Source organism: Streptomyces sp. NBC_00385 (genome assembly GCF_035917155.1).
Taxonomy (GTDB): Bacteria; Actinomycetota; Actinomycetes; order Streptomycetales; family Streptomycetaceae; genus Streptomyces; species Streptomyces poriferorum.
In genome coordinates this window covers 3,204,416-3,228,844 of record NZ_CP107951.1, presented here as the reverse complement: position 1 = coordinate 3,228,844, position 24,429 = coordinate 3,204,416, and the positions used below count along the sequence as shown (strand labels likewise).

Here is a 24,429-nt window from a genome sequence, read left to right as displayed (position 1 = left end):
CCCCGCACCACGCAGCATTCCTGTCCTTTTCGTACCGAGGAGAGCCATGTCCCAGGACAGCCCTGCCCAGAATCAGGCCGGACCGGCCGGCTCGGCCGACGACGACGCGTACGACTACGACGTCCTGATCGTCGGTTCGGGCTTCGGCGGCGCGGTCTCGGCGCTGCGGCTGACCGAGAAGGGGTACCGGGTCGGCGTCCTGGAAGCGGGCCGCCGCTTCACGCCCGGCACGCTGCCCAAGAACTCCTGGGACCTGAAGAACTACCTCTGGGCCCCCGCGCTGGGCCTCTTCGGCATCCAGCGCGTGCATCTGCTCGGCAAGGTCATGGTGCTGGCCGGTGCGGGCGTCGGCGGCGGCTCGCTGAACTACGCCAACACGCTGTACGTGCCCCCGGCGCCGTTCTTCGAGGACCGGCAGTGGGCACACATCACCGACTGGCAGGACGAGCTCACTCCGTACTACGAGCAGGCCAAGCGGATGCTCGGGGTCAGGCTCAACCCGACGATGACGCCGTCCGACGTCCATCTGAAGGCGACCGCCGAGGTCATGGGCGTCGGCGACACCTTCCATCTCGCCCCGGTCGGCGTCTTCTTCGGCGACGGCAAGGACGCGGACGGCACGGCGAAGGCGAAGCCCGGCGGCACCGTCGCCGACCCGTACTTTGGCGGCGCGGGCCCGGCCCGCAAGGCATGCACCGAATGCGGCGAATGCATGACCGGCTGCCGGCACGGCGCGAAGAACACCCTCAACGAGAACTACCTCCACCTCGCCGAGAAGGCCGGAGCGGTCATCCACCCGATGACGTCCGTCGTCGCGGTCACGGACGACCCGGCCGGCGGCTACCACGTCTCCACCGTGCCGACCGACCGCCGGAAGAAGGCGAAGCCCACCCTGCTGCGCGCCCGCAAGGTGGTCGTGGCGGCGGGCACGTACGGCACGCAGACCCTGTTGCACACCATGAAGGACCGGGGGCTGCTGCCCCGGCTCTCGGACCGGCTCGGCGAGCTGACCCGGACCAACTCCGAGGGCCTCGTCGGCGCCCAGACCTCCGACCGCCGCTACCGCAAGCGGCACGGTACGAAGCCCGACTTCACCAAGGGCGTCGCCATCACCTCCTCGATCCACCCCGACGAGAACACGCACATCGAACCCGTCCGCTACGGCAAGGGATCCAACGCGATGGGCGGGATGACCGTCCTCCAGGTCCCGTACAGCACCCACCGGGTGCTGTCCTGGTTCGGCAGCATCGCCAAGCACCCGACGCTCGCCGTGCGTTCGCTCTCCAACCGGCGCTGGTCGGAGCGGACCATCATCGGGCTCGTCATGCAGTCGCTGGACAACTCCCTGACCGCGTACCGCAAGCCCCGCGGCATCGGAAAGGGACTGCTCACCGCCCGCCAGGGACACGGAGCGCCCAACCCGACGCAGATCGCCGAGGCGACGCAGAGCGCGACCCTGCTCGCCGAGGAGATCAACGGCTTCCCGGGCTCCAACATCGGCGAGCTCATGGGCACCCCGCTCACCGCGCACTTCCTCGGCGGCTGCCCGATCGGCGCGAGCGCCGAGGAGGGGGTCATCGACCCGTACCACCGGCTGTTCGGCCACCCGGGCATCTCGGTCGTCGACGGTTCCGCGGTCTCCGCCAACCTCGGCGTCAACCCGTCGCTGACGATCACCGCGCAGGCGGAGCGGGCCATGTCCTTCTGGCCCAACAAGGGCGAGCAGGACCTCCGCCCGGCACAGGGCCTGGAGTACGAGCGGCTGGCGGCGGTCGAGCCGCAGGCGCCCGCCGTCCCGAAGGAGGCGTTCGGCGCGCTGCGGCTGCCGTTCCTGGGGATGCCGGCGGTGCCGCCGAAAGCCACGAAGACGGAATCCACGAAAGCGGAGTCCACGAAAACGGAGTAGGGGCAGCAGAAGGGGCTGCACCCCCCTCCGAGTGCAGCCCCTCACGCTCTACCGGTGAAGCCGCGTTACGGATGTGACCGGTGGTTCCGCATGCATGACCTGCAAGGCGCCCCGATGGTTGTCCCCGGACTCACATATTCCTTATGTGACGCCGCTCACGTTCCGTCCCGGCGCTCGCCCCGACGTGCTCAATCCGTGACCTGGACCCGCGCAACTCTTCGTACGGGCCCGGGGTCGAACTCGTATCGCTGCCCACGGCAGCCGCACAGTTCCCACCGACCCCCCAGAAGGTCCCGCGATGAGAAGCACGACTCCGAGAGCCGCCCTGCGCCGCGTCGCGGGCACTCTCGCCGCCGCCGGCCTGCTGGCAGCCGGGTCGCTCGTCCTGAGCGCCCCGGCCCGCGCCGCGGGTCCGGTCCTGGGCTTCGGCGGCCCGGCCGAGACCGCGCTGCACCCGTACCCGGCGAGCGGCGGCCCGCAGCGGACCTCCGTCGCGATCACGGTCGACAACCCGTCCCGGGACGAGGAGCACGGCCGCTTCGAGGGCGCGTACACCGTGACCTTCGACCTCGGCGGGATCGCGGGCGTCGCCGACGCCGTGTTCGGCACGGAGAGCGGCGCGGACTGCGAGACCACCGGCACGACCGGTGTCTGCCACGGCACGGGCCTCGCGCCCGGGGCGAACCCGCTGCCCGAACTCCGCGTCGGCGCCGCGGCGGGCAGCCGGGAGGGGGACTCCGGCACGATCCGGGTGACCGGCACGGCGGACGGCGCGGCCTTCACCCCGTTCACCACCCGGATCGTGATCGGCGGTCCCGACCTGGTGATGGAGCGGGCCCCGCTGGAGCAGCAGCTCGAGCCCGGCCGAACCCAGCCCTTCCCGCTCGCCTTCGCCAACCACGGCACCCGCGCCGCCCACGGTGTCGTGCTCACCCTCATGTACACCCGTGGCATCGAGTTCACCGAGCGGTACGAGAACTGCGTGTACCGCGAGGACGACGCGGGGCAGGGCTTTGCCGTACGGACGACCGCGCTCTGCTCGGTCGAGGGCAGTTACGAGGTGGGCGCCGTCTACGAACTGGCTGAGCCCCTGCTGCTCCGGGCCACGCAGCGCGCCTACCGGGACACGCTGGTCTACCGGATCGACGAGGCCGGCCCGTCGGTGCGCGGCGCCGGGCGGGCGGCCCCGGGCGCCAAGGGCAACGTCCTCGCGCTCCAGGAGGCCCCGGCCGTCCGCTCCAGCGACCTGGACCCGGGCGACAACCAGCAGGAGGCCGACTTCAGCACCGCGAACACCGCCGACTTCGCCGCGTACGGGGACACGGCGTCCGGCCCGCCGGGCAGCACGGTCGGGGCCGACATCGGCTTCCGCAACGAGGGGCCGGCCTGGATCGGCAACCTCCGGTCCGGCGAGCCGGTCGCCACGGTCGACTTCACCGTCCCCGAGGGCGCCTCGGTCAGCGCGTGGCCCGGCACCTGCCGGGGCGTGACGGCCGACGGGCAGTACCGCGAGCAGCAGGCCGGCGCACCGCGCTACGTGTGCGACACGGCGATGACCGTCCGCGAGGACGGCGGCTCCGCGCTGCACTTCGACCTGAAGGTCGCCGAGGCCGTCACGGGGGCGTCCGGGACGGTCGAGGTGCGCGGCACGCGGACGAGGGATCCGCGGCTGCCGTTCGACCCCGACCGGGGCAACAACACCGCCGCCCTCGTGCTGAACGCGGACGGGGCGGGGGACTCCGGCGCCACCGCGGGCGGGTCCACCTCGGGCTCGTCGGGCGGCGGCGGTCCGACGGACGGCGCGCCGGCGCCTGCGGTCTCCGCGTCGGCCGACGCCACGGGCACCGCCGCCCCGGCCGGTTCGAGGACCGGCACCGGAGGCCGGCTCGCCGCCACCGGAACCGATGCCGCGACGGCCGCGGGCGCGGCGGCGGCCGCGCTGCTGGCGGGAGGTGCGCTGTACATGGCGGCCGGACGGCGGCGCGGTCACTGACCGGGAACCCACCGGGCTCCGTGGACCCGAGGAACCGACCGGGAACGCACAAGGGCCCGTGGACCGGAAGACCGGTTCACGGACCCTTGGACACGGCAGGCTTCGAGCGTCCTCGAAGCCTGCCGTTCTGAGGTGACCGGGCTGCTGTCCCCTGCCGACCGGTCACGCACGCCGGTGCGCGGTCCCACGGCGTACATGCAGTACGCCACACGCTCCGGCGGAGCCACGCGTGGTTTCTTACGAAGCCGCCCCTGGCTGGCACGGACACCGGGACCAACGAAGCCGTGCGGTGCCCGGTCACGCGCCGTACGGGTGAGAGTCCGCCCGAACTGGGATACGCCCGTACAGCCCTGCCGCCCCTTGCGGTGCCCGACCTGCGGCGGGTCACACGCGGCCGCGGCACAGCTCCAGCAGCGTCATCGCGAGGGACGTGCCCGGCTTTCCCAGCGCGTCCCGGTACTGGCCGAGGATCTCCATCTCGCGGGAGAGGTTGACCCGGCGGCCCCCGGAGGTCATCCGGGCCTCCTGGATGACGGTGGAGACGGCCATCCGTTCCTGGATGAGGCCGATGATCCGGTCGTCGAGGGAGTCGATGCGTGTCCGGGCGTCCGCGATCAGGGACGCGGCCTCGTCGGTGTGTGCGCCGGTCACGTCGGCGGCGGTCCTGGTGGCGGTGGTGGTGCTGCTCATGGCTGGTCTCCCTGGGGTGCGTGAGGCTCCCGAGGGCCGACCGGGCCCGGAACGCCAGAACGCCCCGGGCCTGTCGGCCCGGGGCGCCTGGAACGTTGCTTGTCAGTTGCTCAAGCAGCACGACCATGGCAGCCGGCGGGCCGGGTGCCATAGGTAAAGACGAAGGTCGTGTGCTGAAGCATGGGCACAGTATGGACCCATCGGAGGCCCCGGCCCAACGCCCGGCCCGGATGGTGAGACGGCCGGGGCTCTCCCCGCGCGACGAGGTACGCCCCCGGCCGCCGGTAGAATCGGAAGAACCGACCCCCTCTCCACCGCCGGAAGGCCGCCCCGTGCCAGCAGCACCCCCCGCCGCCCCCGACACCACCACCGACGTGGTCCTCGTTGTCGACTTCGGCGCGCAGTACGCCCAGCTCATCGCCCGACGCGTCCGTGAGGCCCGGGTCTACAGCGAGATCGTGCCGTCCACGATGCCGGTGGCCGAGATGCTGGCCAAGAACCCCCGGGCGATCATCCTGTCCGGCGGCCCCTCCTCCGTGTACGCGGAGGGCGCGCCCTCGCTCGACCGTGCGCTGTTCGAGGCCGGGGTCCCCGTCTTCGGCATGTGCTACGGCTTCCAGCTGATGGCCACCACGCTCGGCGGCACCGTCGACGACAACGGTGCCCGTGAGTACGGCCGTACCGCGCTCTCCGTCTCCAAGTCCGGCTCCACCCTCTTCGAGGGCACCCCGGCCGAGCAGTCGGTGTGGATGTCGCACGGCGACGCCTGCTCGGCCGCCCCCGAGGGCTTCACCGTGACCGCGTCCACGGACGTCGTCCCGGTCGCCGCCTTCGAGAACGACGAGAAGAAGCTCTACGGCGTCCAGTACCACCCGGAGGTCCTGCACTCCACGCACGGGCAGCAGGTCCTGGAGCACTTCCTCTACCGCGGCGCGGGCATCGAGCCGAACTGGACGACGACCAACGTCGTCGAGGAGCAGATCGCCGCGATCCGCGCCCAGGTCGGCGACAAGCGCGCCATCTGCGGCCTGTCCGGAGGTGTGGACTCCGCGGTCGCCGCGGCCCTCGTGCAGAAGGCCGTCGGCTCCCAGCTGACCTGCGTGTACGTCGACCACGGTCTGATGCGCAAGGGCGAGACCGAGCAGGTCGAGAAGGACTTCGTCGCCGCGACCGGGGCGAAGCTGAAGGTCGTCGACGCGGAGAAGCGCTTCCTCGACGCCCTGGCCGGCGTGTCCGACCCGGAGCAGAAGCGGAAGATCATCGGCCGCGAGTTCATCCGCGTGTTCGAGCAGGCCCAGCTGGAGATCCTCCAGGAGGACGGCCCCGAGGTCGCCTTCCTCGTCCAGGGCACGCTCTACCCGGACGTCGTCGAGTCCGGCGGCGGCACCGGCACCGCCAACATCAAGTCGCACCACAACGTGGGCGGCCTCCCCGACGACATCGAGTTCGAGCTCGTCGAGCCGCTGCGCCAGCTGTTCAAGGACGAGGTCCGGATGGTCGGCCAGGAGCTCGGCCTGCCGGAGGAGATCGTCCAGCGCCAGCCCTTCCCGGGCCCCGGCCTCGGTATCCGGATCGTCGGCGAGGTCACCAAGGAGCGGCTCGACCTGCTCCGCGAGGCCGACGCCATCGCCCGCGAGGAGCTGACCGCGGCCGGCCTCGACCGTGACATCTGGCAGTGCCCCGTGGTCCTGCTCGCGGACGTCCGCAGCGTCGGCGTCCAGGGCGACGGCCGCACCTACGGTCACCCGATCGTGCTGCGCCCGGTCTCCTCCGAGGACGCCATGACGGCGGACTGGTCGCGACTGCCCTACGAGACCCTCGCCAAGATCTCCACCCGCATCACCAACGAGGTCGCCGACGTGAACCGCGTCGTGCTCGACGTCACGAGCAAGCCCCCGGGCACCATCGAGTGGGAGTAACCACTCCCCTGTGCTCACGCCGATGCCGCCGTCCGTTCCCACGGGCGGCGGCATCGCCGCGTTCCCGGCCCGAATCGATGGCCGATGCCTCTGGTCACCTGGGGCGACCGGCGGTAACTTCCGATCCCGTACGCCTGATCCCGTACGCCCGGGAGTACCGAGGAGTCGCCATGCCCGAGCCCACACCCGTACCCGTGGACCAGCTCCACTTCGCCATGCCGCCCGTCCACACCTCCGTGGAGGAGGAGCGCGCCCACCGCAAGGAACGTCTGGCGGGGGCGCTGCGCCTGTTCGGCGAGTACGGGTACGAGGACGGCGTCTCCGGACACATCACGGCAAGGGACCCGGAGTTCAGCGACTGCTACTGGGTCAACCCCTTCGGTGCGCCGTTCGACGGGCTGCGGCCCGACGAGCTGATCCTCGTCAACGGTGAGGGCCAGGTCGTCGAGGGGAGCCGGCACGTCAACCAGGCCGCGTTCGCCGTCCACGCGCAGGTGCACCGGGCCCGCCCGGACGTCGTCGCCGTCGCGCACACCCACTCCGTGCACGGCAGGGCGCTGGCCGCGCTGGGGGAGCTCGTGGAGCCGATCACCCAGGAGTCCTGCGCCTTCTACGAGGACCACGCGCTCTACGACGCGTACACCGGGGTCGTCGTGGACGAGGACGAGGGCCGCCGGATCGCGGCCGCGCTCGGGCCCCGCAAGGCCATCGTGCTGCGCAACCACGGGCTGCTGACCGTGGGCGACTCCGTGGACGCGGCCGCCTGGTGGTTCCTCGCGCTGGAGCGGTCCTGCCAGGTCCAGCTGGCCGCGCGGGCCGCCGGGAAGCCCGTGCTGATCGAGCACCGGGACGCGGTCACCACCCGCGAACAGCTCGGCAGCGACCTGGTCGCCTGGATCAACTACCAGCCGCTGTGGAGCCGGATCTCTCGAACGTTCTGACGATCCCGCCCGTCCGGTGTGCCCCGATGCGGGAACCTCCCGCCCCGTACGGCACAATTCGCAGCAATCACAGCCGAGTTGGGTTGATCAACGGCTGTACCGGGGCGGGAAGGGGCGGAGTTCTCCGTGGCGTTGGACGAGGCGAGACAGGGCACGCACGGCGGTGGCTGCACGTGCGGCGACTGCCCGCACGGAGCACGCCAGGGGCACCGGCGCGCGGTGGCCGCCTTCCTGGCCAAGCGCGACGAACTCGCCGCAGGCCAGGGGCTGCCCACCGGGGTCGCCCAGTCCGCCTCCGCGACCCGGCAGTGGGTCTCGGACGAGCTGACCCAGTCCGCGCAGGCCGTCGCCGAACGCGGCCGGGAAGCCGGTGACGCCTGGCTGTACCGGGTGTGGCAGCGCACCCTGGTCATCGTCTGGGGCGCCGTCGCCGTACTGGCCGTCGCCGAGGCCGCCACCGCCATCGGGGCCGGCTGGACCCACGCCCGTACCGCCGGGCTGATCGCCGGACTCGTCACCGCCGGGCTGCTCACCGCGGCCGCCCATATCCACCGGGCACGCGGCGGCCTCCTCGCCCCGCTGATCGGCGAGGACAACCGGCTCTCCACCTCCCGTGCGGTCGCCGCGTCCTGGGTGCTGCTCGCCGTCTTCTCCGTCCTCGTCCTCGCCCTCCAGCTGGCGGGCGCCTCCGGCCACGCACAGCGCGACGCGCTGATCGAGGGCCTGGACCTGGCGCGCGGCGCCGGTGTGGTGACCGTGCTGGCGCTGGTGTGCGCCATCGCGGTGGTCGTGCGGCGGGTGGTGAGCGTACGGGTGCTGTCCGGGCGGCTTCAGAAGCTGCGGGCGGACCGGCCGCGCGCCGCGGATCTGCTCACCGACGACTCGGGGCGCGGCGGGTTCACCGATGTGCAGTACGTGCTCGTGTCCACCGTCGCCGTGGTGTTCGCCGCCGTCCGGCTCGCCCGCCGGCCCGAGCAGCTGCCCGACCTGCCGTGGGGGCTCGCCCTGCTGGTGGCCGTCTCGGCGGCCACCTACTTCGCCGGGAAGTACACCGAGGGCGGCCGGCCCGTGGTGCTGTCGGTGGTCCGGGCCCGTGAGGCCGGCGACCTGGACGCGCCGATCCGTACCGGCGACGACATCGAGATCCGCGGCGCGGGATTCGTGCCGCCCGGCGCCGGGGCCCCGGACCGGCTGGCCCGCATGGTCGTGCGGATCGGCCCCGTCCACGTACACGTTCCGATGGTCCCGGTCACCGGCGGCTTCGCCAACCCGACCGACACCGTGCTGACCGTGCCGGTGCCGGTGGAGGTGGAGCCCGGGGTGGTCGAGGTGCAGGTGGTGACGGCGTCCGGGGCGGAGTCCAACCGGGTCGCGATCGACGTGACGGACTGAGACGCCGCGGGAAACCCGGCCGGACACCTGGTGAGCCGCGCGCGCGGGGCGTACGTATGGTCTGGTGACGGATCGAACGGTCCGGCGAGGGTCGAACGGCTCTGTTGGCGGACCCGGTGGTCCGGCGGCGGGCCGCGGAAGGCGGGAGAGCCATGCACGGGTACGGCACGAACGGGCGCGGTCTGGGCGAGGCCAGGAGCCTGGGGGAACTGGCGCGGGAACATGCCCTGCTGCCCCTGCGCATCTTCCTCGGGGTCACCTTCATCTACGCCGCGCTCGACAAACTGACCGACAGCGCCTTCTTCCACGCCACCGGACCGGGCTCGATCGGCGAGCAGATGACGGCCGTCCGCGACTCCGCCGCGATTCCGGCGCTCGTGGACCTCGCGCTGAAGAGCCCGTCCGGCTTCGGATACGCCATCGCCTTCGGTGAGCTCGCCGTCGGCATCGGCACGCTGCTGGGCCTGTGGACGCGGATCGCGGCACTCGGCGGGGCGCTGATCTCGCTCAGCCTGTGGCTGACCGTCAGCTGGCAGGTCTCGCCGTACTACCTCGGCAACGACCTGATCTATCTCATGGCCTGGCTGCCGCTGCTGCTCGGCGGAGCGGCGACGCTCTCCGTGGACGCCTTCCTCGCGACGCGGCGGCGACGGATCCGGTAGGCCACCCAGGTCACCGTGGCGGCCAGCCACAGACCGCCCGAGAAGACCGCGACGAAGAAGGCCCACGGGGCCTCCCACATGCCCGCCGCGTCGGCCGCGTAACCGCCCGCCAGCGTCAGCATCACCAGACCCGCGACACCCCGCCCGGGCCGGAACTCACGACTTGGCACGGATGACCTCCACCTGTCCGAGGCCCACTTCCAGATCGAGCTCGACCGTGCCGGCCGGCTTGACGCCCGCGGCCGGCGGCAGCGTCCGGTGCTCGTTCTGCGAGGGGCGGATGTCCACGTCGTTCTGGCGCCGGTCGCCCGGCAGGGTGATGTCGCCGAGACCGGCCCGTGCGTCCACCTTCACCGTGGCCGTCTTCGGTACGTGCACGACGACCCGGCCCGCGCCGACCTCCACCTCGGTCCTCACCGTGTCCCCCTCGGGCACGGTGACCCGGGTGAGATCCAGCTTCGCCTGCCCGGAACCCAGTTCGTAGCGCGGCTGCACCGCGGCGACCGACGCCGGCCGCCACTCCTCGCGCACCCAGTGCGTGGTGATGTCCTTGGGCAGCGCGGACGCTCCCGCGAGCAGACCGGCCGTCATCATCGCCATCAGGAGCGTGCCGAATCCGGTCCGGCCGACGAAGGCGCTGATCAGCATTCCGGCCCCGAACACCGCGAGCGCGGCGGCCAGTCCGATCTGCAGACTCGTACCGAGCGGCTGGGAGTCCCAGCTCAGGCCCGTGCCCAGGCCGCCCGCGATCATCGCGTTGACGAAGACGGCACCGCCGATGGACCGCGGCCCCCGGATCTGCCGTGACCGCTGCGGCGGCAGGAACGGGGCATCGGCCGTCGCCCGGCGCGCGCCCTCGGCCCGGCCGTCGAGCACGGTGTCCGGCGGCCCCCACAGATAGCCCGCCCCGACCGGCCCCGTGGTCCCGTCCTTGATGATCGGATCACGCCACCAGGACGGCCCGGACGGCTTCGGCGGCGCCTTCACCTCGGGCGGCGCGTCCGACACCGCCCGGTCGGCCGCCGGATGCGCCCGCTCCTGCGGATCGGCCGTCCTGCGGTGCTGCGTCCAGACGGTGAAGCCGATGACCGCGACCGAGAGCATCGCGGAGAACGCCAGCGTGCCGCTGTTGCCCAGCATGGACAGGAACAGCCCGCAGCCGATCAGCGCGCACAGCACCGCGATCAGCGACGACCCCTCGACCCGGCCCGACAGCAGCCGGCGCGCCTCGTTCTCCTCCTCGCCCTCCAGCGGGATCAGGAGCCACGCGAAGCCGTAGAAGATCAGCCCGAGACCACCGGTCACCGAGAGCACGCCGAGGACGATCCGGAAGATCACCGGATCGACGTTGCAGTACCGGCCGAGCCCGCCGCAGACCCCGGCCACCACCTTCTGCCGCGAGCTGCGGTGCAGCTGCGGTACGGGCCCGGGGGGCGGCACGGCGCCCGGCGGCGCATCCTGGTGAACGGTCATGGCTCCATGGTGACGGGCGCCGGCCCCTTCCGGCACCCGCCCCGACCCTGGCCGGTCCCTGATATTGGCCGGGCCGGACCCTGAGGGGGCACTCTCGCCGTCCGTCGCTTCTCAGGGTCGATGTGGGGGCCGACCCTGATGCCACCGCCCCTGCGGACGTGTGACGATCGGGTCATGCCAGCCGCCACGCCCCGAGCCGCAAGCTCCCTCGCTCCCGACCCGGAGGAGCAGCCCCAGCGCAAGCTGTACCGCAGCGCCGACGGACGGCTGCTCGGCGGCGTCGCACGCGGTCTCGCCGGCCACCTCGGGCTGCCGGTGGCCTGGGTGCGCTTCGTCTTCCTCGGGCTGTTCCTCGCGGACGGCCTCGGCGCGCTCCTGTACGCGGTGTTCTGGATCGTCGTCCCGCTCGGCGTCGGCGGCGTGGACGGCCCGCGCTCCCTCTTCGAGACCGCCCCCGACGGCACCCGCAGACTCCGCAAACCCGACAAGGGCCAGGTCTTCGCCCTCATCGCGCTGTTCGTCGGCGCCCTGATCTTCGTCGGCAACGTCGACATGGGCGGCAAGGCCGACCGCTACATCTGGCCCACCCTGCTGATCGGCGCCGGCTCCGTCCTCGTGTGGCGCCAGGCCGACAACGCCCGCCGCGCCCGCTGGATGGAGGCCGGCAGCCGCCGCCGGGTCCTGCACCTGGCCCGCGGTCTCGCCGGGGTCGCCCTGGTGGGCCTCGGCCTCGCCGGATTCATGGTCGTACGCGGCTCCGCCGCCCAGCTGGGCAACGTCATCACCGCGGCCATCGCCGTGCTCACCGGCATCGCCCTGCTGGCCGGCCCCTGGCTCGTCCGCATGACCCAGGACCTCTCCGAGGAACGCCTGATGCGCATCAGGGCCCAGGAACGCGCCGAGGTCGCCGCCCACGTCCACGACTCGGTGCTGCACACCCTCACCCTGATCCAGCGCAACGCCGAGGACGCGGGCGAGGTCCGCAGACTCGCCCGCGCCCAGGAACGCGAACTGCGCAACTGGCTCTACAACCCCGAAGGCACCGGCAAGGACGAGGACGACGAACCCGAGAACCTGGCCGACGCCGTCAAACGCGCCGCGGCCGAGGTCGAGGACAAGCACGGCGTCCCGCTGGAGGTCGTCGTCGTCGGCGACTGCCCGCTCGACGAGAAGCTGACCGCACAGATGCAGGCCGCACGCGAGGCGATGGTCAACGCCGCCAAGTACGGTGGCGAGGGCGGCGCGGTCCAGGTCTACGCGGAGGTCGAGGGCCGCACGGTCTTCGTCTCGGTCCGCGACCGGGGTCCGGGATTCGACCTGGATTCCGTACCGGGGGACAGAATGGGCGTACGAGAGTCGATCATCGGCCGGATGCAGCGCAACGGCGGTACCGCACGGCTGCGTTCGGTGCCCGGTGGGGGCACGGAAGTCGAGCTGGAGATGGAGAGGACGAGCGATGAACGGGACCACTGAGGCGACCGGGGGCCACGAGGGCCCGGAGCGCCGGGTACGAGTCGTGCTCGTCGACGACCACCGGATGTTCCGCACCGGCGTACAGGCCGAGATCGGCCGCACTGAGGAGACCGGTGTCGAGGTCGTCGGCGAGGCCGCCGACGTCGACCAGGCGGTCACCGTCATCACGGCGACCCGCCCCGAGGTCGTCCTCCTCGACGTCCACCTCCCGGGCGGCGGCGGCGTCGAGGTGCTGCGCCGCTGCGCGCCCTTCATGGGCGCGGTCGAGAACCCGGTGCGCTTCCTGGCGCTGTCCGTCTCGGACGCCGCCGAGGACGTCATCGGCGTCATCCGGGGCGGCGCCCGCGGCTACGTCACCAAGACCATCACCGGCGCCGACCTGGTCGACTCCGTCTTCCGGGTCCAGGACGGCGACGCGGTGTTCTCGCCGCGGCTGGCCGGCTTCGTCCTCGACGCCTTCGCCTCGACGGACGCCCCGCCGGTCGACGAGGACCTCGACCGGCTGACGCAGCGCGAGCGCGAGGTGCTGCGGCTGATCGCCCGCGGATACGCGTACAAGGAGATCGCCAAGCAGCTGTTCATCTCGGTGAAGACGGTCGAGTCGCACGTCTCGGCGGTGCTGCGCAAGCTCCAGCTCTCCAACCGTCACGAACTGACGCGCTGGGCGACGGCCCGGCGACTGGTCTGAGTCAGGCGCCTTCGCGTTCGGGGTCGAGCGAGATGTTCAGCTTCTCGCCGACCCGGTGGTAGCCGATGGACACGTAGATCCGCTCCACGTCGGCGTCGCCCGGCTCCAGCCACACCACCCGGCAGCCGCGCGCGAAGGCCGTCTCCGTGAGGTGGGCGGAGAGGGCGGCCCCGATGCCCCGGCGGCGGAAGTCCGCCGCGACGGCGAGCCCGGCCAGCTCGCTGAGGCCGTCGACCGGCACCGAGCAGCCGCCCGCGCCCGCGGGCGTGCCGTCGACCGTGGCGAGGGCGGCGACCCCGCCGTCCGAGGCGGCGGTGCGCAGCCACTGGGCCGTACCGGCCTCGGGCTCGCCCGTCCCGCCGTAGCCCAGGTGCTGGACGAGGGCAGCCGCGTCGAACTCCGCGTCCGTGGCGGGCTCGGCCATCACCAGGCCGTCGACCGGCTTCGGCGGCAGCAGACCGCCGGGGGCGCAGGCCAGGAGCGGTGCGCGGTTCTCCACGGTGAACCCGGCCGCCAGCAGGGCGGGTTCGACCGCGGGTGCCCAGGTGGGGAGGAACTCCAGGCGTGGCATCCGGTCCAGCTCGCGGAAGGCCGCGATCAGGGCGTCGAGTTCGCCGGGTGCCGGTTCCGCGCCCTGGTCGGGGATCGCGTAATTGGCGTACTTGAGGGACCAGTCCGGGTTGTAGCGGATCACGAACGGTCCCACCCGGACATGGTCCGGGGAGCGGAGGGTGAGCGTACGGGCATGGGTCTGGACGTCGACGTCCATGGGCATGGGTGAGTGTCCTTCGGCCGTTCCGGATCGGAGGGCGGGAGCCTATGCGACCCGGGTCGCTCCGGCGAAGGGCATCTGGTCGATCGGGGCGATGCGGACCGGGGCGCCCGGGCGCGGGGCGTGGATCATCTGGCCGTTGCCGATGTACAGGCCGACGTGGGTGATACCCGAGTAGAAGAACACCAGGTCCCCGGGGGCGAGTTCGGAGCGCGATACGCGTGAGCCCGCGTTGATCTGCGTGTACGTGGTCCGGGGGAGGGAGACACCCGCGGAGCGATAGGCGGCCTGGGTCAGGCCGGAGCAGTCGAACGAGGAGGGGCCGGTGGCGCCCCAGACATACGGTTTGCCCAGGGCCGTGTACGCGAAGGCGACCGCTTCGGCGGCGCGGGCGTTGGGTGCCTGAGCCGTGGAGCGCGGGGCGCCGCGGTCGGCGTGGGCGTCGCCGCGACCGCCCTCCGAGGCGTCGTAGGCGGCGCGATCGGCGGGGGAGAGGCGGGCCAGCAGCTGCCGGGCCTCGGCGAGCTTGGTGCGGACCGTCGCCTTGTGCTTCTTCAGGGCGGCCTGGCGGCTCGCGAGTTCGGTCAGCTCGCCGGCGGCCTCGGCGCGGACCTGGGCCACGTCCGCGACCTGGCGCCGCACGGTGCGTACCTCGGTGGCCCGCCGCTCGCCGGCCCGCTCCACGTACGAGGCGCGCCGCAGGTACTGGTCGGGGTCCGAGGAGAGCGCCAGCTGCACGGCGGGGTCGATGCCGCCGGAGCGGTACTGCGCGGCGGCGTACGAACCCAGCGCCTCGCGTGCCGTGTTGAGCCGCTCGGTCCTGCGGGCCGCCTCGTCGCGCAGGGCGTCGACGGACTTCGCGGTGGCGGCGGCCTTCTCCTTGGCGCCGTTGTACTGCTCGGTGGCGGCCTCCGCCTCCCGGTACAGCCGGTCGACCTGGGCCTTCACCTGGGCGGGGGTGGGCGCCGGATCGGCGTGCGCGGATCCCGGCAACGCTGCGGCGGTCGCGGCCCCGGCGAAGGCGAGCGTCGCCGCTGTGCGGGCAGCAGAGCCGGTGTACGGGCGCTGCTTGGGTTTCCGGTGCGCTGCCACGAGGGCGGGCGTCCTTCCTTTCGACGGCCCGCCGGGGTCTACCGACGGGCCCGCCCGGCCCGGCGGCGGGCTGCCAACAGGGGGAGCGGCCCGCCGCCGGAACCTCGGCGGGGTGACCGGGAACGCCACCCGGGTACGGATCGGCGCTGTGCCGGTCACCTGGCAGGGACGCTAAACCCGGGACACGGGAAAGAGTTGTAATGACGCTTATTGTGTGAATTTGGCGTTGCGTTGTCGCCGGATGATCGGAAAAATTGCATCAGAGTCAGGCAATTGGTGCATCTCGCGGTCAAGTAGCCGCTAAGGCCCACCTGGCTGCGAAGTGCTGATATGGCCGGGGCTAGGCTGCGGAGCCATGCGTGTACTCATCGATGTCTTCGTCGCCCTGCACATCATCGGCATCGCTTCCCTGCTGGGCGGTTTCCTCACCCAGATGAAGGCGATGGGAGCGGGCACGGCGCGGTTCGTCCCGGCCATGCTGCACGGAGCGCTGACCATGCTGGTCACCGGAGTCGCGCTGGTCGGCCTCGACCAGGCCGACGACCACCCCGTGAACAACGTCAAGATCGGCATCAAACTGCTGATCCTGGTCGTGATCCTCGCCCTCGTCTACGTCAAGCGCGACGAGGAGAAGGTCGACAAGGGCCTGTTCGCGGCGGTCGGCGGACTCACGATCGTCAACATCTTCATCGCCACGCTCTGGACCTGAGCCGCCGGCGCGGGCCGGCGGCGGGCCTCATGGCGCGGGCCGGCCGGGTGGCCCTGTGACGCGGGTCGGCCGGGCGGTTTTGCGGCGCGGTCGGCCGGGCGGCCTTATGGCGCGGTACCCCAGTCGACCTGCCGGCCCTCCCGCCGCAACGCCTCCTCGACGCCGGCCCAGTCCTCGACCCACTCGCCCACGCACTCCCGCGTCATCGCCGGGTCGGCCGCCACGAGGATGTCCACCCCCGCCGCCCCGGCCCGCTCCTCGGGCGTCGCCGCCAGGTCGGCCGGCCGGTCGACGCGGAGGTAGAACCCCGCGTCGGAGCCCGCCGTGATCCGCCCGACCACCCCGTAGCGGGCGCGCTGCTCGGCCGCCGCCACATCGCCGCGGCCGACGGTGGCCGTCACCGCGATCCGGTCCGGACCGGCCCCGTCGGGCGCCCCGGCGCCGAGGCCGAAGCGGTCCTGCGCCGCGGTCAGCCGCTCGCGCCCCGTCTCCGCCGCCGACGCGCGCAGCCCGTGGACGTGCAGCGCCTGCTCCTCGGGGCTCCACGACATGATCCGCTCGACGTCCCGGTCCTGGATCACGTCCTCCTCGGCAGCCGTCGCGCCGCCCCCGCCGTCCAGTGCCCGGGCAAGCGCCCGAGCCGCTTCGGAGGGCGCGACCGCACCGTCCGGGCCCTGGTCGATGAGCATCGCCACTCCGGAGAACAGGGCCCTGAGCCCGAGCGCCGCCGCCGCGACGACCCCGTCCGGCCGGAGTTCCGGATCGAGCTCGGGGAGCACGCTCAGCCGGCGGTGCATGGCGGCCGCCGCGCTCTCGTCCGGCGGCGCGGTGTCCCACAGCAGCTCCAGGGCGGCCACGCAGCTGTCCTGGTCCTCCGGGCGCCCCTCGTCGGCGAGATACCGCAAAAGCACTCCCGCGGTGCGCTCGGCGCAGGCCGCCGAGAACAGCCTCGCCCGGGCGAAGGTCCCGAGGAAGGCCATGCCCCGGACGCTCTCCAAGATCTTCACGGTCGCTCGCTCGCTCGCTCGTGCTCGTGCTCGTCCTGTACGCCGATGCCCGTCCGGTGCCGGACACCTTCCGCACGGTACCCGGCGCCCGCCCGGTCACGGCCACCAGAACGTCTTGTACCTCCGTCCGCCCCGCCCGGTCACATTGCCGCTGACCGCACCCTCGGAGCCCTTGATGAGCGGTCCGCAGATGTCCTGGCAGACCTCGCGCGACGCCCCGCCTGCGATGGGCTTGCCGCCCGGCTTGTCGATCTCCGGCAAGGCGTTCCGCTCGGCGTGCGTGGCGCCCTGGACGTTGACGCGGACCGGGACGTCACCGCGTGTGGCGATGGCGCTCAGCTGCGCCGGGGACAGACCCTGGCCGCTGCTGGAGACCACGTTGCGCCAACGGGCCGACGGGGGGCGGGTCCTGGGCCCGTGGACCCAAAGCGCGCCCCCGCGTGGCAGTCCCGACGGGCCCGTCAGCCCGGCCGTACGCTCCCGTAGATCGGCATGTAGTAGATCGACTCCTCGCGCACGTTCGCCCCCGGCTTCGGCGCGTGGATCATCATGCCGTCGCCCTTGTAGATGCCGACGTGGCTGATGTCGTCGTAGAAGAACACCAGGTCCCCGGGCTGCAGATCCTCCGTGGCGATCCGGGTGCCCACGTTCACCTGGTCCCAGGTGGTCCGCGGAATGTCGACACCGGCCGCCTTCCACGCCGCCTGGGTGAGCCCCGAGCAGTCGTACGAGGCCGGGCCGGTCGCCCCCCAGACGTACGGCTTGCCGAGCTGTGCCCTGGCGAACGCCATGACCTTCTCGGCCTTGGTCGAGGCATCGGTGTCCGAACCCGAACCCGAACCCGTCCCGGTTCCGGTGCCCGTACCCGTACCGCTGCCGGCCTCCTTGGCGGCCTCCTCGGCCGCCGCGGCCTTGCGGTCGGCCTCGGCCTTCGCGGCGGCCTGCTTCTTCGCCAGCTCCGCCGCCTTGCGCTTGGCCTCCGCCTCCTTCTTCCGCTCCAGCTCGGCCAGGCGTGCCTTCTCCTCGGCGGTCAGCTTCGACAGCAGGCCGCGGGCCTCGGACAGCTTCGTCTGGACGTTCTGCTTGCTGGTGCGCAGCGTCGCCTGGGACTCGGTGAGCGTCTCCAGGCTCGCCACGGCCTCGGCCCGCTGCTTGGACGCCTTGACCTGCTGCGTACGGAAGTCCGACACCGCCCGCGTCTGGCGCTCGGTCATCCGGTCCATGAGGTGGGTCTGGTCGAAGAACGACTGCGGGTCGTCGGCCAGGAAGAAGGTGGCGGTCGGGGCGAGGGTGCCACCGCGGTACTGGGCGGCGGCGTACGTGCCGAGCGTCCGGCGGGCCTCGTTCAGCTTCTCGGTGCGCTTGGCGACGTCGTCGAGGAGGGTGTCCACCTTGGAGCGCTGCGCGGTGGTCGCTTCCTTCGCCTGGTTGTACTGCTGGGTCGCGGTGCCCGCCTGCCGGTAGAGGTCGTCGACCTTCTTCTGCACATCCTCGATGCTGGGCTTGGGGGCCGGGGCGGCGAGTGCGCTCTGCGTGGACAGCAGGGTCACCGACGCCAGTGCGGCCGTCGTGATCCCGACGGCCGGGCCGGTATTGCGCACGCGGGTGCGCGGTTTGCGATGCGACGCCAAGGCCGGCATCTCCTTCCGTGGACCGCCTACCGGGTTAGCTGTCGGGTTCGGGCGGAACGGAAGGCTGCCCTACGGTCCTGGTGGGGGATGCGGACCGATTCACCCCGGTGATGCGTGTGGGTCCCCGGTTCCGGACTCCCGTGACGGGCAGCCCGGATTCGGCGTGGACGCCCGCTCGGCGTGGATCGCCTCTGGGGGTACGGGCCGCCCGAACGAGCACGCTAGCCAACTCATGGTGCCGCTGTGAAGGTTGATGTTCGATATGCCCGATACATTTTCGTGACCTCACCGGATCGGGGCGCTGCGGGGCAGGTGGAGCCCGGGGTTGCCGCACACAGTGATGCTTCCCGCTCGCTCTGTGTGCCCGGTCGGGGGTGCGTGGTTGGTCACTCGGGCCCGGAGTGTCAGTGCGCACGCCTAGACTCGGGAGGCGATGAGCAGCCTCTTTGACGACAGTTTCCTGGCCGGCCTCCAGCACACGGAGGAAGGGCCCCCGCCGCCCCCCGAGGACTCCGCACCCGAAGCGGTGCCGGAGGACCTCTTCGCGGGCGTTTTCGACGGCCCCCCGCCGCCCCGCGAGGCGTACTACCGCGACGGGGCCCACCGCCCGGTCATCGACGCGGCCGCGCTGCTGGACGGGCTGAACACCGAGCAGCGCGCAGCCGTCGTGCACGCCGGATCCCCGCTGCTCATCGTCGCCGGTGCCGGTTCGGGCAAGACCCGCGTACTGACCCACCGCATCGCCCATCTGCTGGCCGAGCGCGGCGTGCACCCCGGCCAGATCCTGGCGATCACCTTCACCAACAAGGCCGCCGGCGAGATGAAGGAGCGCGTCGAGCAGCTCGTCGGACCGCGGGCCAACGCCATGTGGGTCATGACCTTCCACAGCGCGTGCGTACGGATCCTGCGCCGCGAGTCGAAGCGGCTCGGCTTCACCTCCTCGTTCTCGATCTACGACGCCGCCGACTCCAAGCGCCTCATGGCCCTGGTCTGCCGCGATCTCGACCTCGACCCGAAGCGCTACCCGCCGAAGTCGTTCACGGCGAAGGTCTCGAACCTGAAGAACGAGCTGATCGACGAGGAGACCTTCGCCGGACAGGCCACGGACGGCTTCGAGAAGACACTCGCCCAGGCCTACGCGCTCTACCAGTCCCGGCTGCGCGAGGCGAACGCGCTGGACTTCGACGACATCATCATGACGACGGTGCACCTGCTCCAGGCGTTCCCCGACGTCGCGGAGCACTACCGCCGCCGCTTCCGCCACGTCCTCGTCGACGAGTACCAGGACACCAACCACGCCCAGTACACGCTCGTACGGGAACTGGTCGGCCCGGCCGGTCCGGAGGACGCCTCCGCCGAGCTGTGCGTCGTGGGTGACGCGGACCAGTCGATCTACGCCTTCCGCGGCGCGACCATCCGCAACATCCTCCAGTTCGAGGAGGACTACCCGAACGCGACGACGATCATGCTGGAGCAGAACTACCGCTCCACGCAGACGATCCTGTCCGCGGCCAACGCGGTCATCGAGCGCAACGAGAGCCGCCGCCCGAAGAACCTCTGGACGAACGCGGGCGCCGGCACCCGGATCACCGGCTATGTCGCCGACACCGAGCACGACGAGGCGCAGTTCGTCGCCGACGAGATCGACCGGCTGACCGACGCGGGCGACGCCAAGGCCGGCGACGTGGCGATCTTCTACCGGACGAACGCGCAGTCACGTGTCTTCGAGGAGATCTTCATCCGCGTCGGCCTGCCCTACAAGGTGGTCGGCGGCGTGCGCTTCTACGAGCGCAAGGAGGTCAGGGACGTCCTGGCCTACCTCCGTGTCCTCTCCAACCCGGAGGACACCGTCCCGCTGCGACGCATCCTGAACGTGCCCAAGCGGGGCATCGGCGACCGGGCCGAGGCCATGATCGACGCCCTGTCGATGCGCGAGAAGATCTCGTTCCCGCAGGCGCTGCGCCGTGTCGACGAGGCGTACGGCATGGCCGCCCGTTCGTCGAACGCGGTGAAGCGGTTCAACACGCTGATGGAGGAGCTCCGCACGATCGTGGAGTCCGGCGCGGGACCGGCGGTCGTGGTGGAGGCCGTCATGGAGCGGACCGGCTATCTCGCCGAGCTCCAGGCGTCCACCGACCCACAGGACGAGACTCGGATCGAGAACCTCCAGGAACTCGCCTCCGTCGCCCTTGAGTTCGAGCAGGAGCGGGCCGAGGACGAAGGCGCGGGCACGCTCGCCGAGTTCCTGGAGAAGGTCGCGCTCGTCGCCGACGCGGACCAGATCCCCGACGAGGACGAGGACGGCTCCGGTGTCGTCACGCTGATGACGCTGCACACCGCCAAGGGCCTCGAATTCCCGGTGGTCTTCCTGACCGGCATGGAGGACGGCGTCTTCCCGCACATGCGGGCGCTCGGCCAGGTCAAGGAGCTGGAGGAGGAGCGCCGGCTGGCGTACGTCGGCATCACCCGCGCCCGGGAGCGGCTCTACCTCACCCGCGCGGCGATGCGCAGCGCCTGGGGCCAGCCCTCGTACAACCCGCCGTCGCGGTTCCTGGAGGAGATCCCGGACCAGCACCTGGAGTGGAAGCGCAAGGGCCCCATGGCGGCGCCGGCCGGGCCGACGTCGGGGATCACCTCGTCGCTCTCCGCGTCCCGTGCGCGCTCCGGCCCCTCGGGCTTCGCGACCCGGCGGACCTCGGACAAGCCGACGATCACGCTGGTGGCCGGTGACCGGGTCACTCACGACCAGTTCGGTCTGGGCACGGTGACGGCGGTCGAGGGCATCGGGGACCAGGCGAAGGCCACGGTCGACTTCGGGGACGAGCGGCCGAAGAAGCTGCTGCTGCGGTACGCCCCGGTCGAGAAGCTGTAGAGCCGCTCGGGCGCTTCGGCGGGCGGACCCTGCGGGGCCGCCTCTTCGGCGGGCGGTCTCTTGTCGGGGGCGGCCTTTTCGGCGGGCGGCTGCGGGCCGCCCGCCGGTCAGTTCGGGTTGACGTTGTGGCTGCGCAGCCAGGGCAGCGGGTCGATCGCCGCGCCGCCGCCGGGCCGGACCTCGAAGTGCAGGTGCGGGCCGGTCGAGTTGCCGGAGTCGCCGGAGTGCGCGATCACATCACCGGCCTTGACCGAGCCCGAGCGGATCCGGGTGCTGCTGAGGTGGCAGTACCAGGTCTCGGTGCCGTCGGCCGCGGTGACGATGGCCATGTTCCCGTAGGCGGTGTTGAACTGCGTGCGCACCGTGCCGTCGGTCGCCGCCATCACCGGAGTGCCGTAGTCGACGGGGAAGTCGATACCGGTGTGCACGGACATCCAGTTGACGCCCGCCTGGCCGAAGTACGCGCTGAGCTGGTGATCCTTGACCGGCATGACGAACTTGGGGCGCAGTGCCTCCTTGCGGGCGGCCTCCTCCGCGCGTTTCTTCTTCTCGGCGGCCTGCCGCGCCTTCAGGTCGATGCGCTCCTGGGTGCGGCTGGCACGGTCGGCGAAGTTCTCCGCGTCGGCACTGAGGTTGGCCAGCTGGGTGTCCAGTTCGTTGTTGGCCGCGACGGGCTTGACCGTGCCGGGGTCGGCGGCCGCCATCGTCGTGGTCTCGTCCTTCTTCTCCTCGCCACCGCCCATCCCGCCCACGGAGGCTGCGGCGATACCCGCCACGCTCATCACGCAGGCGGACGGAACGGCGACGGTGAGGAGTGCGGAACGCTTCGCGGGGGAGCGCCTGCGGCTGCGGCTTGCGCCACCACTGCGGGTGACGGGGCGGCCCGCGGGGCGGTGACCGGTGGCCGGGGCGGAGTCGGCGTCCGGGGCGGAGCCGGGTGCGGCGGAGTCGTGGTCGCGGACGTGCTCGTGAGGGCGGTCGTCCGGCTCGGACGCGGTGCCGTCGGTGGCCGCTGTGTCGAGGTCCGTCTGCGCGAGGCTGAACTCGGCGGTCCGGTAGGGCTCGTACGGGTCGTACGGATCGAAGGGCGCCTGCGGATCGAAGGGCGTCTCGTACGGCGTCTCGTGGGAACTCTGCCGCTCGTACGTCTCGTCGGTCGCGTACGGATACTGGGCCGTTTGTTCGGCTGCGTCGGGCGCTGCCGCGGTGTGCGCGGATTGCTGTGCGTACTCGGGCGTGGCGCCGGTGTTCCAGGCGGTGGCGTCGTAGGCGCCGGTGTCGTAACCCGTCGTGTCCGTGCCGGTCCACTGGCCGGTCTGCTGCCAGGTGGTGGTGTCCCACTGGCCGGAGGTGTCCGGGGCGCCGTGCTGGGCCGGGACGGTGTGGCCGTAACCGCCGTCCGCCGGGATCCAGGTCGCGCCGGTGTCGTACTGCGGGCCGGGGTCGTACGGGTGTTGCTGGGGCTCCTGCTGGGGCTGCGCGGTGTAGGCCGTGTAATCGGCGGCATGGCCGTACTCGGCCGTCGGGTGCGCGCCCGTGTCCCACGAGGAGGCGTCGTACGTACCGCTGTGCTCGGCCGTGTTGCTGCCGTACGGGGCGGCGTAGCCCGTCGTGGTGTCGTACGACCCGTCGTAACCGCCGGGGAGGGAGCCGAAGAGCGGGTCGCTGTCGAAGCCGCCCGTGGAGTGGCCGTCGTATCCGGCGTACCCGGCGTGGGGGTGCTGGTCGTTCACCAACGTCTCTCTCGCCTCGGCAGCAGGACCAGGGTGTCCGGGGTCCGGTGGGGGACTCCGGGGAAAGCAGTGGCCGCGACTGTACCCGGCGGTATGCGACGCCGACAATCTTCGACGGCCTCCGGCGGCTCAGGAAACGGGCAATCGGCCGTCTTTCGACGGGCTGCTCACACAGCCTTGGCTCTATGTTCGAAACTCGTTCTATTTGTGGGCAGGACGGAGCGTTGACGGAAGGGTGCGCGGCTGCCGGATTCCGGCAGATTCGGTCGTTCTCAGGCCACGGAGGCGGCGCCAGCGGGCCCCTGGGCCGACGCGTGGGCGTCGAGCGCCTGACGGATGCCGGCGGCCACGGCGGGGTGCACGGGCAGGGCGAGATGGCCGACGCCGGTCACGCGCACGTTGACCACGTCCAGGTCCGGGTGGTCGACGCAGGCCGCCTCGACCGGGACGATCACCTGGTCCAGTTCGCTCCAGAAGCTGACGAACCGGGTGCGGCAGCCGGGCGCGGGGAGCCGCAGCTCCTCGATCGGCACCGAGCCGCTGCGCATCTGGCGCACGATGGGGTGGGCGCCGGCCAGCGGGGCGACGGCGGTGCCGCCGTGCGGTGTGCCGAGGGTGACGAGGGTACGGACCCGCCGGTCACCGCCCAGCCGCTGGACGTAGTAGCGCGCTATGAGGCCGCCCAGGCTGTGGCCGACGATGTCGACCTCGCGGTGGCCGGTGCGGGCGCAGATCTCCTCGATGTGCCGGCCGAGCAGTTCGGCGGCCGTACGGATGTCGCAGGTCAGCGGGGAGTAGTTGAGCGACTCCAGGTGGTGCCAGCCATGCCGGGCCAGCGAGCGGCGCAGCAGGACGAAGACGGAACGGTTGTCGACGAAGCCGTGCAGGAGCACGACGGGCGGCCGGTCGGGGTGCCCGGTGGGCAGCGCGGTGGTCCCTGCGGGAGTGGATACGGGAGCCGGGCCGGGGTGGCCTGCCGTTCCGGTCGTTGTTGTTCCCGTTCCCGTTCTGGTTCCCGTTCCCGTCGCCGTATCGGCCGCGGGGTGCCGCTCGCCGGTGATGCCGGTGGGATACAGAAGGGCGTGCCCCGCGAGCACCACCAGTTCGAGCGCCGTCGCCCTCAGCAGGGCCGCGGACAGCCGGGTGGACGGCATCCGGACGGACGGCAGCCAGGTGGCGTCCGTACACAGCCGGCGCAGCACCAGGGGAAGAAGGGGCAGGATCGGGGCTCGCGCGGTCTTGGGGGTGTGCGGGGTCCTCATGGTCGAACCTCCTGCTCCGGCACCCGGGGAGGAGCGGCTCGCTGCCCCGTCTGCCCTCATGGGGCGCCCTCTCGGAGGTCCGGGCCGGCCGGTCGCCGTCCGGGACTCGCCGCCCGCCGTGTCCTTTGGACCACCATCGGTGACCGGCGGACGGGCGGGTGGTGAGCCGTACCACCGTGCCGTGCGGCTGACGGCACGGTGGTACGACGACCTC

The 24,429-nt window shown here is 72.0% G+C and carries 19 protein-coding genes and 1 riboswitch; of the genes, 10 read left to right on the top strand and 9 right to left on the bottom strand.

Annotated elements, in window-relative coordinates; translation table 11 throughout:
• The first annotated feature begins 46 nt into the window (after positions 1-46).
• Complete coding sequence (locus OG959_RS14065; protein WP_326658520.1) at positions 47-1,906, top strand: GMC family oxidoreductase; 1,860 nt, start codon at positions 47-49, stop codon at positions 1,904-1,906.
• Between the two features lie 298 nt (positions 1,907-2,204).
• Positions 2,205-3,899 carry a peptidase gene (locus tag OG959_RS14060; RefSeq protein ID WP_326658519.1) on the top strand — a complete coding sequence of 565 codons (1,695 nt, stop codon included), beginning with the start codon at positions 2,205-2,207 and terminating at the stop codon, positions 3,897-3,899.
• Positions 3,900-4,283: 384 nt separating this feature from the next.
• Here the strand turns inward: OG959_RS14060 and OG959_RS14055 are convergent, their stop codons facing one another.
• Entirely contained in the window at positions 4,284-4,589 is a 306-nt protein-coding gene (locus OG959_RS14055) for a chorismate mutase (protein ID WP_326658518.1), read from the bottom strand.
• 332 nt (positions 4,590-4,921) lie between these two features.
• On the opposite strand from OG959_RS14055, the gene guaA reads away from it, so the two are divergent.
• From guaA to OG959_RS14035, 4 genes are all read left to right on the top strand, one after another.
• Positions 4,922-6,508, top strand: a complete 1,587-nt coding sequence (guaA, locus tag OG959_RS14050; protein WP_326658517.1) for a glutamine-hydrolyzing GMP synthase — start codon at positions 4,922-4,924, stop codon at positions 6,506-6,508.
• A 170-nt stretch (positions 6,509-6,678) separates the two neighbouring features.
• Entirely contained in the window at positions 6,679-7,449 is a 771-nt protein-coding gene (locus tag OG959_RS14045; RefSeq protein WP_326658516.1) for a class II aldolase/adducin family protein, read from the top strand.
• A gap of 126 nt (positions 7,450-7,575) precedes the next feature.
• Positions 7,576-8,841, top strand: coding sequence for a hypothetical protein (locus OG959_RS14040; protein ID WP_326658515.1), 1,266 nt, complete (start codon positions 7,576-7,578; stop codon positions 8,839-8,841).
• Between the two features lie 152 nt (positions 8,842-8,993).
• A complete protein-coding gene (locus OG959_RS14035) occupies positions 8,994-9,503 on the top strand; it encodes a DoxX family protein (RefSeq protein WP_326658514.1) in 510 nt (169 codons plus the stop codon).
• Between the two features lie 156 nt (positions 9,504-9,659).
• Here the strand turns inward: OG959_RS14035 and OG959_RS14030 are convergent, their stop codons facing one another.
• Entirely contained in the window at positions 9,660-10,976 is a 1,317-nt protein-coding gene (locus OG959_RS14030; protein ID WP_326658513.1) for a PspC domain-containing protein, read from the bottom strand.
• A 174-nt stretch (positions 10,977-11,150) separates the two neighbouring features.
• Here OG959_RS14030 and OG959_RS14025 point away from each other — a divergent pair, with 174 nt between their 5' ends.
• A complete protein-coding gene (locus OG959_RS14025; protein WP_326658512.1) occupies positions 11,151-12,449 on the top strand; it encodes a PspC domain-containing protein in 1,299 nt (432 codons plus the stop codon).
• On the top strand, positions 12,433-13,137 hold the full coding sequence (locus OG959_RS14020; RefSeq protein ID WP_136327611.1) for a LuxR C-terminal-related transcriptional regulator: 705 nt from the start codon (positions 12,433-12,435) through the stop codon (positions 13,135-13,137). Before OG959_RS14025 ends, OG959_RS14020 begins: the two co-directional genes overlap by 17 nt.
• Before the next feature lies 1 nt (position 13,138).
• On the opposite strand, the gene OG959_RS14015 is transcribed toward OG959_RS14020, so the two are convergent.
• Entirely contained in the window at positions 13,139-13,912 is a 774-nt protein-coding gene (locus tag OG959_RS14015) for a GNAT family N-acetyltransferase (protein WP_326658511.1), read from the bottom strand.
• 42 nt (positions 13,913-13,954) lie between these two features.
• The gene (locus OG959_RS14010) at positions 13,955-15,001 is read right to left on the bottom strand and encodes a C40 family peptidase (RefSeq protein WP_326658510.1); all 1,047 of its coding nucleotides are present in this window, start codon (positions 14,999-15,001) and stop codon (positions 13,955-13,957) included.
• Between the two features lie 355 nt (positions 15,002-15,356).
• On the opposite strand from OG959_RS14010, the gene OG959_RS14005 reads away from it, so the two are divergent.
• Entirely contained in the window at positions 15,357-15,710 is a 354-nt protein-coding gene (locus tag OG959_RS14005; RefSeq protein WP_219573938.1) for a hypothetical protein, read from the top strand.
• A 104-nt stretch (positions 15,711-15,814) separates the two neighbouring features.
• On the opposite strand, the gene OG959_RS14000 is transcribed toward OG959_RS14005, so the two are convergent.
• The 3 genes from OG959_RS14000 to OG959_RS13990 form a co-directional block, all read right to left on the bottom strand.
• Positions 15,815-16,717, bottom strand: a complete 903-nt coding sequence (locus OG959_RS14000) for a hypothetical protein (protein WP_326658509.1) — start codon at positions 16,715-16,717, stop codon at positions 15,815-15,817.
• Between the two features lie 96 nt (positions 16,718-16,813).
• Positions 16,814-17,095 (bottom strand): hypothetical protein, encoded by a 282-nt coding sequence (locus OG959_RS13995; RefSeq protein ID WP_326658508.1) that lies wholly within the window; start codon positions 17,093-17,095, stop codon positions 16,814-16,816.
• A gap of 83 nt (positions 17,096-17,178) precedes the next feature.
• Positions 17,179-18,357 (bottom strand): C40 family peptidase, encoded by a 1,179-nt coding sequence (locus OG959_RS13990; RefSeq protein ID WP_326658507.1) that lies wholly within the window; start codon positions 18,355-18,357, stop codon positions 17,179-17,181.
• A riboswitch (cyclic di-AMP (ydaO/yuaA leader) is annotated at positions 18,356-18,522 on the bottom strand. (Overlaps the previous gene by 2 nt.)
• 259 nt (positions 18,523-18,781) lie before the next feature.
• On the opposite strand from OG959_RS13990, the gene pcrA reads away from it, so the two are divergent.
• Positions 18,782-21,220 (top strand): DNA helicase PcrA, encoded by a 2,439-nt coding sequence (pcrA, locus tag OG959_RS13985; RefSeq protein ID WP_326658506.1) that lies wholly within the window; start codon positions 18,782-18,784, stop codon positions 21,218-21,220.
• A gap of 107 nt (positions 21,221-21,327) precedes the next feature.
• Here pcrA and OG959_RS13980 read toward each other — a convergent pair whose 3' ends face one another.
• Positions 21,328-22,953: a M23 family metallopeptidase gene (locus OG959_RS13980; RefSeq protein WP_326658505.1), complete on the bottom strand. Its 1,626-nt coding sequence runs from the start codon at positions 22,951-22,953 to the stop codon at positions 21,328-21,330.
• A gap of 272 nt (positions 22,954-23,225) precedes the next feature.
• Positions 23,226-24,107 carry an esterase/lipase family protein gene (locus OG959_RS13975; RefSeq protein ID WP_326666374.1) on the bottom strand — a complete coding sequence of 294 codons (882 nt, stop codon included), beginning with the start codon at positions 24,105-24,107 and terminating at the stop codon, positions 23,226-23,228.
• Positions 24,108-24,429: the final 322 nt, after the last annotated feature.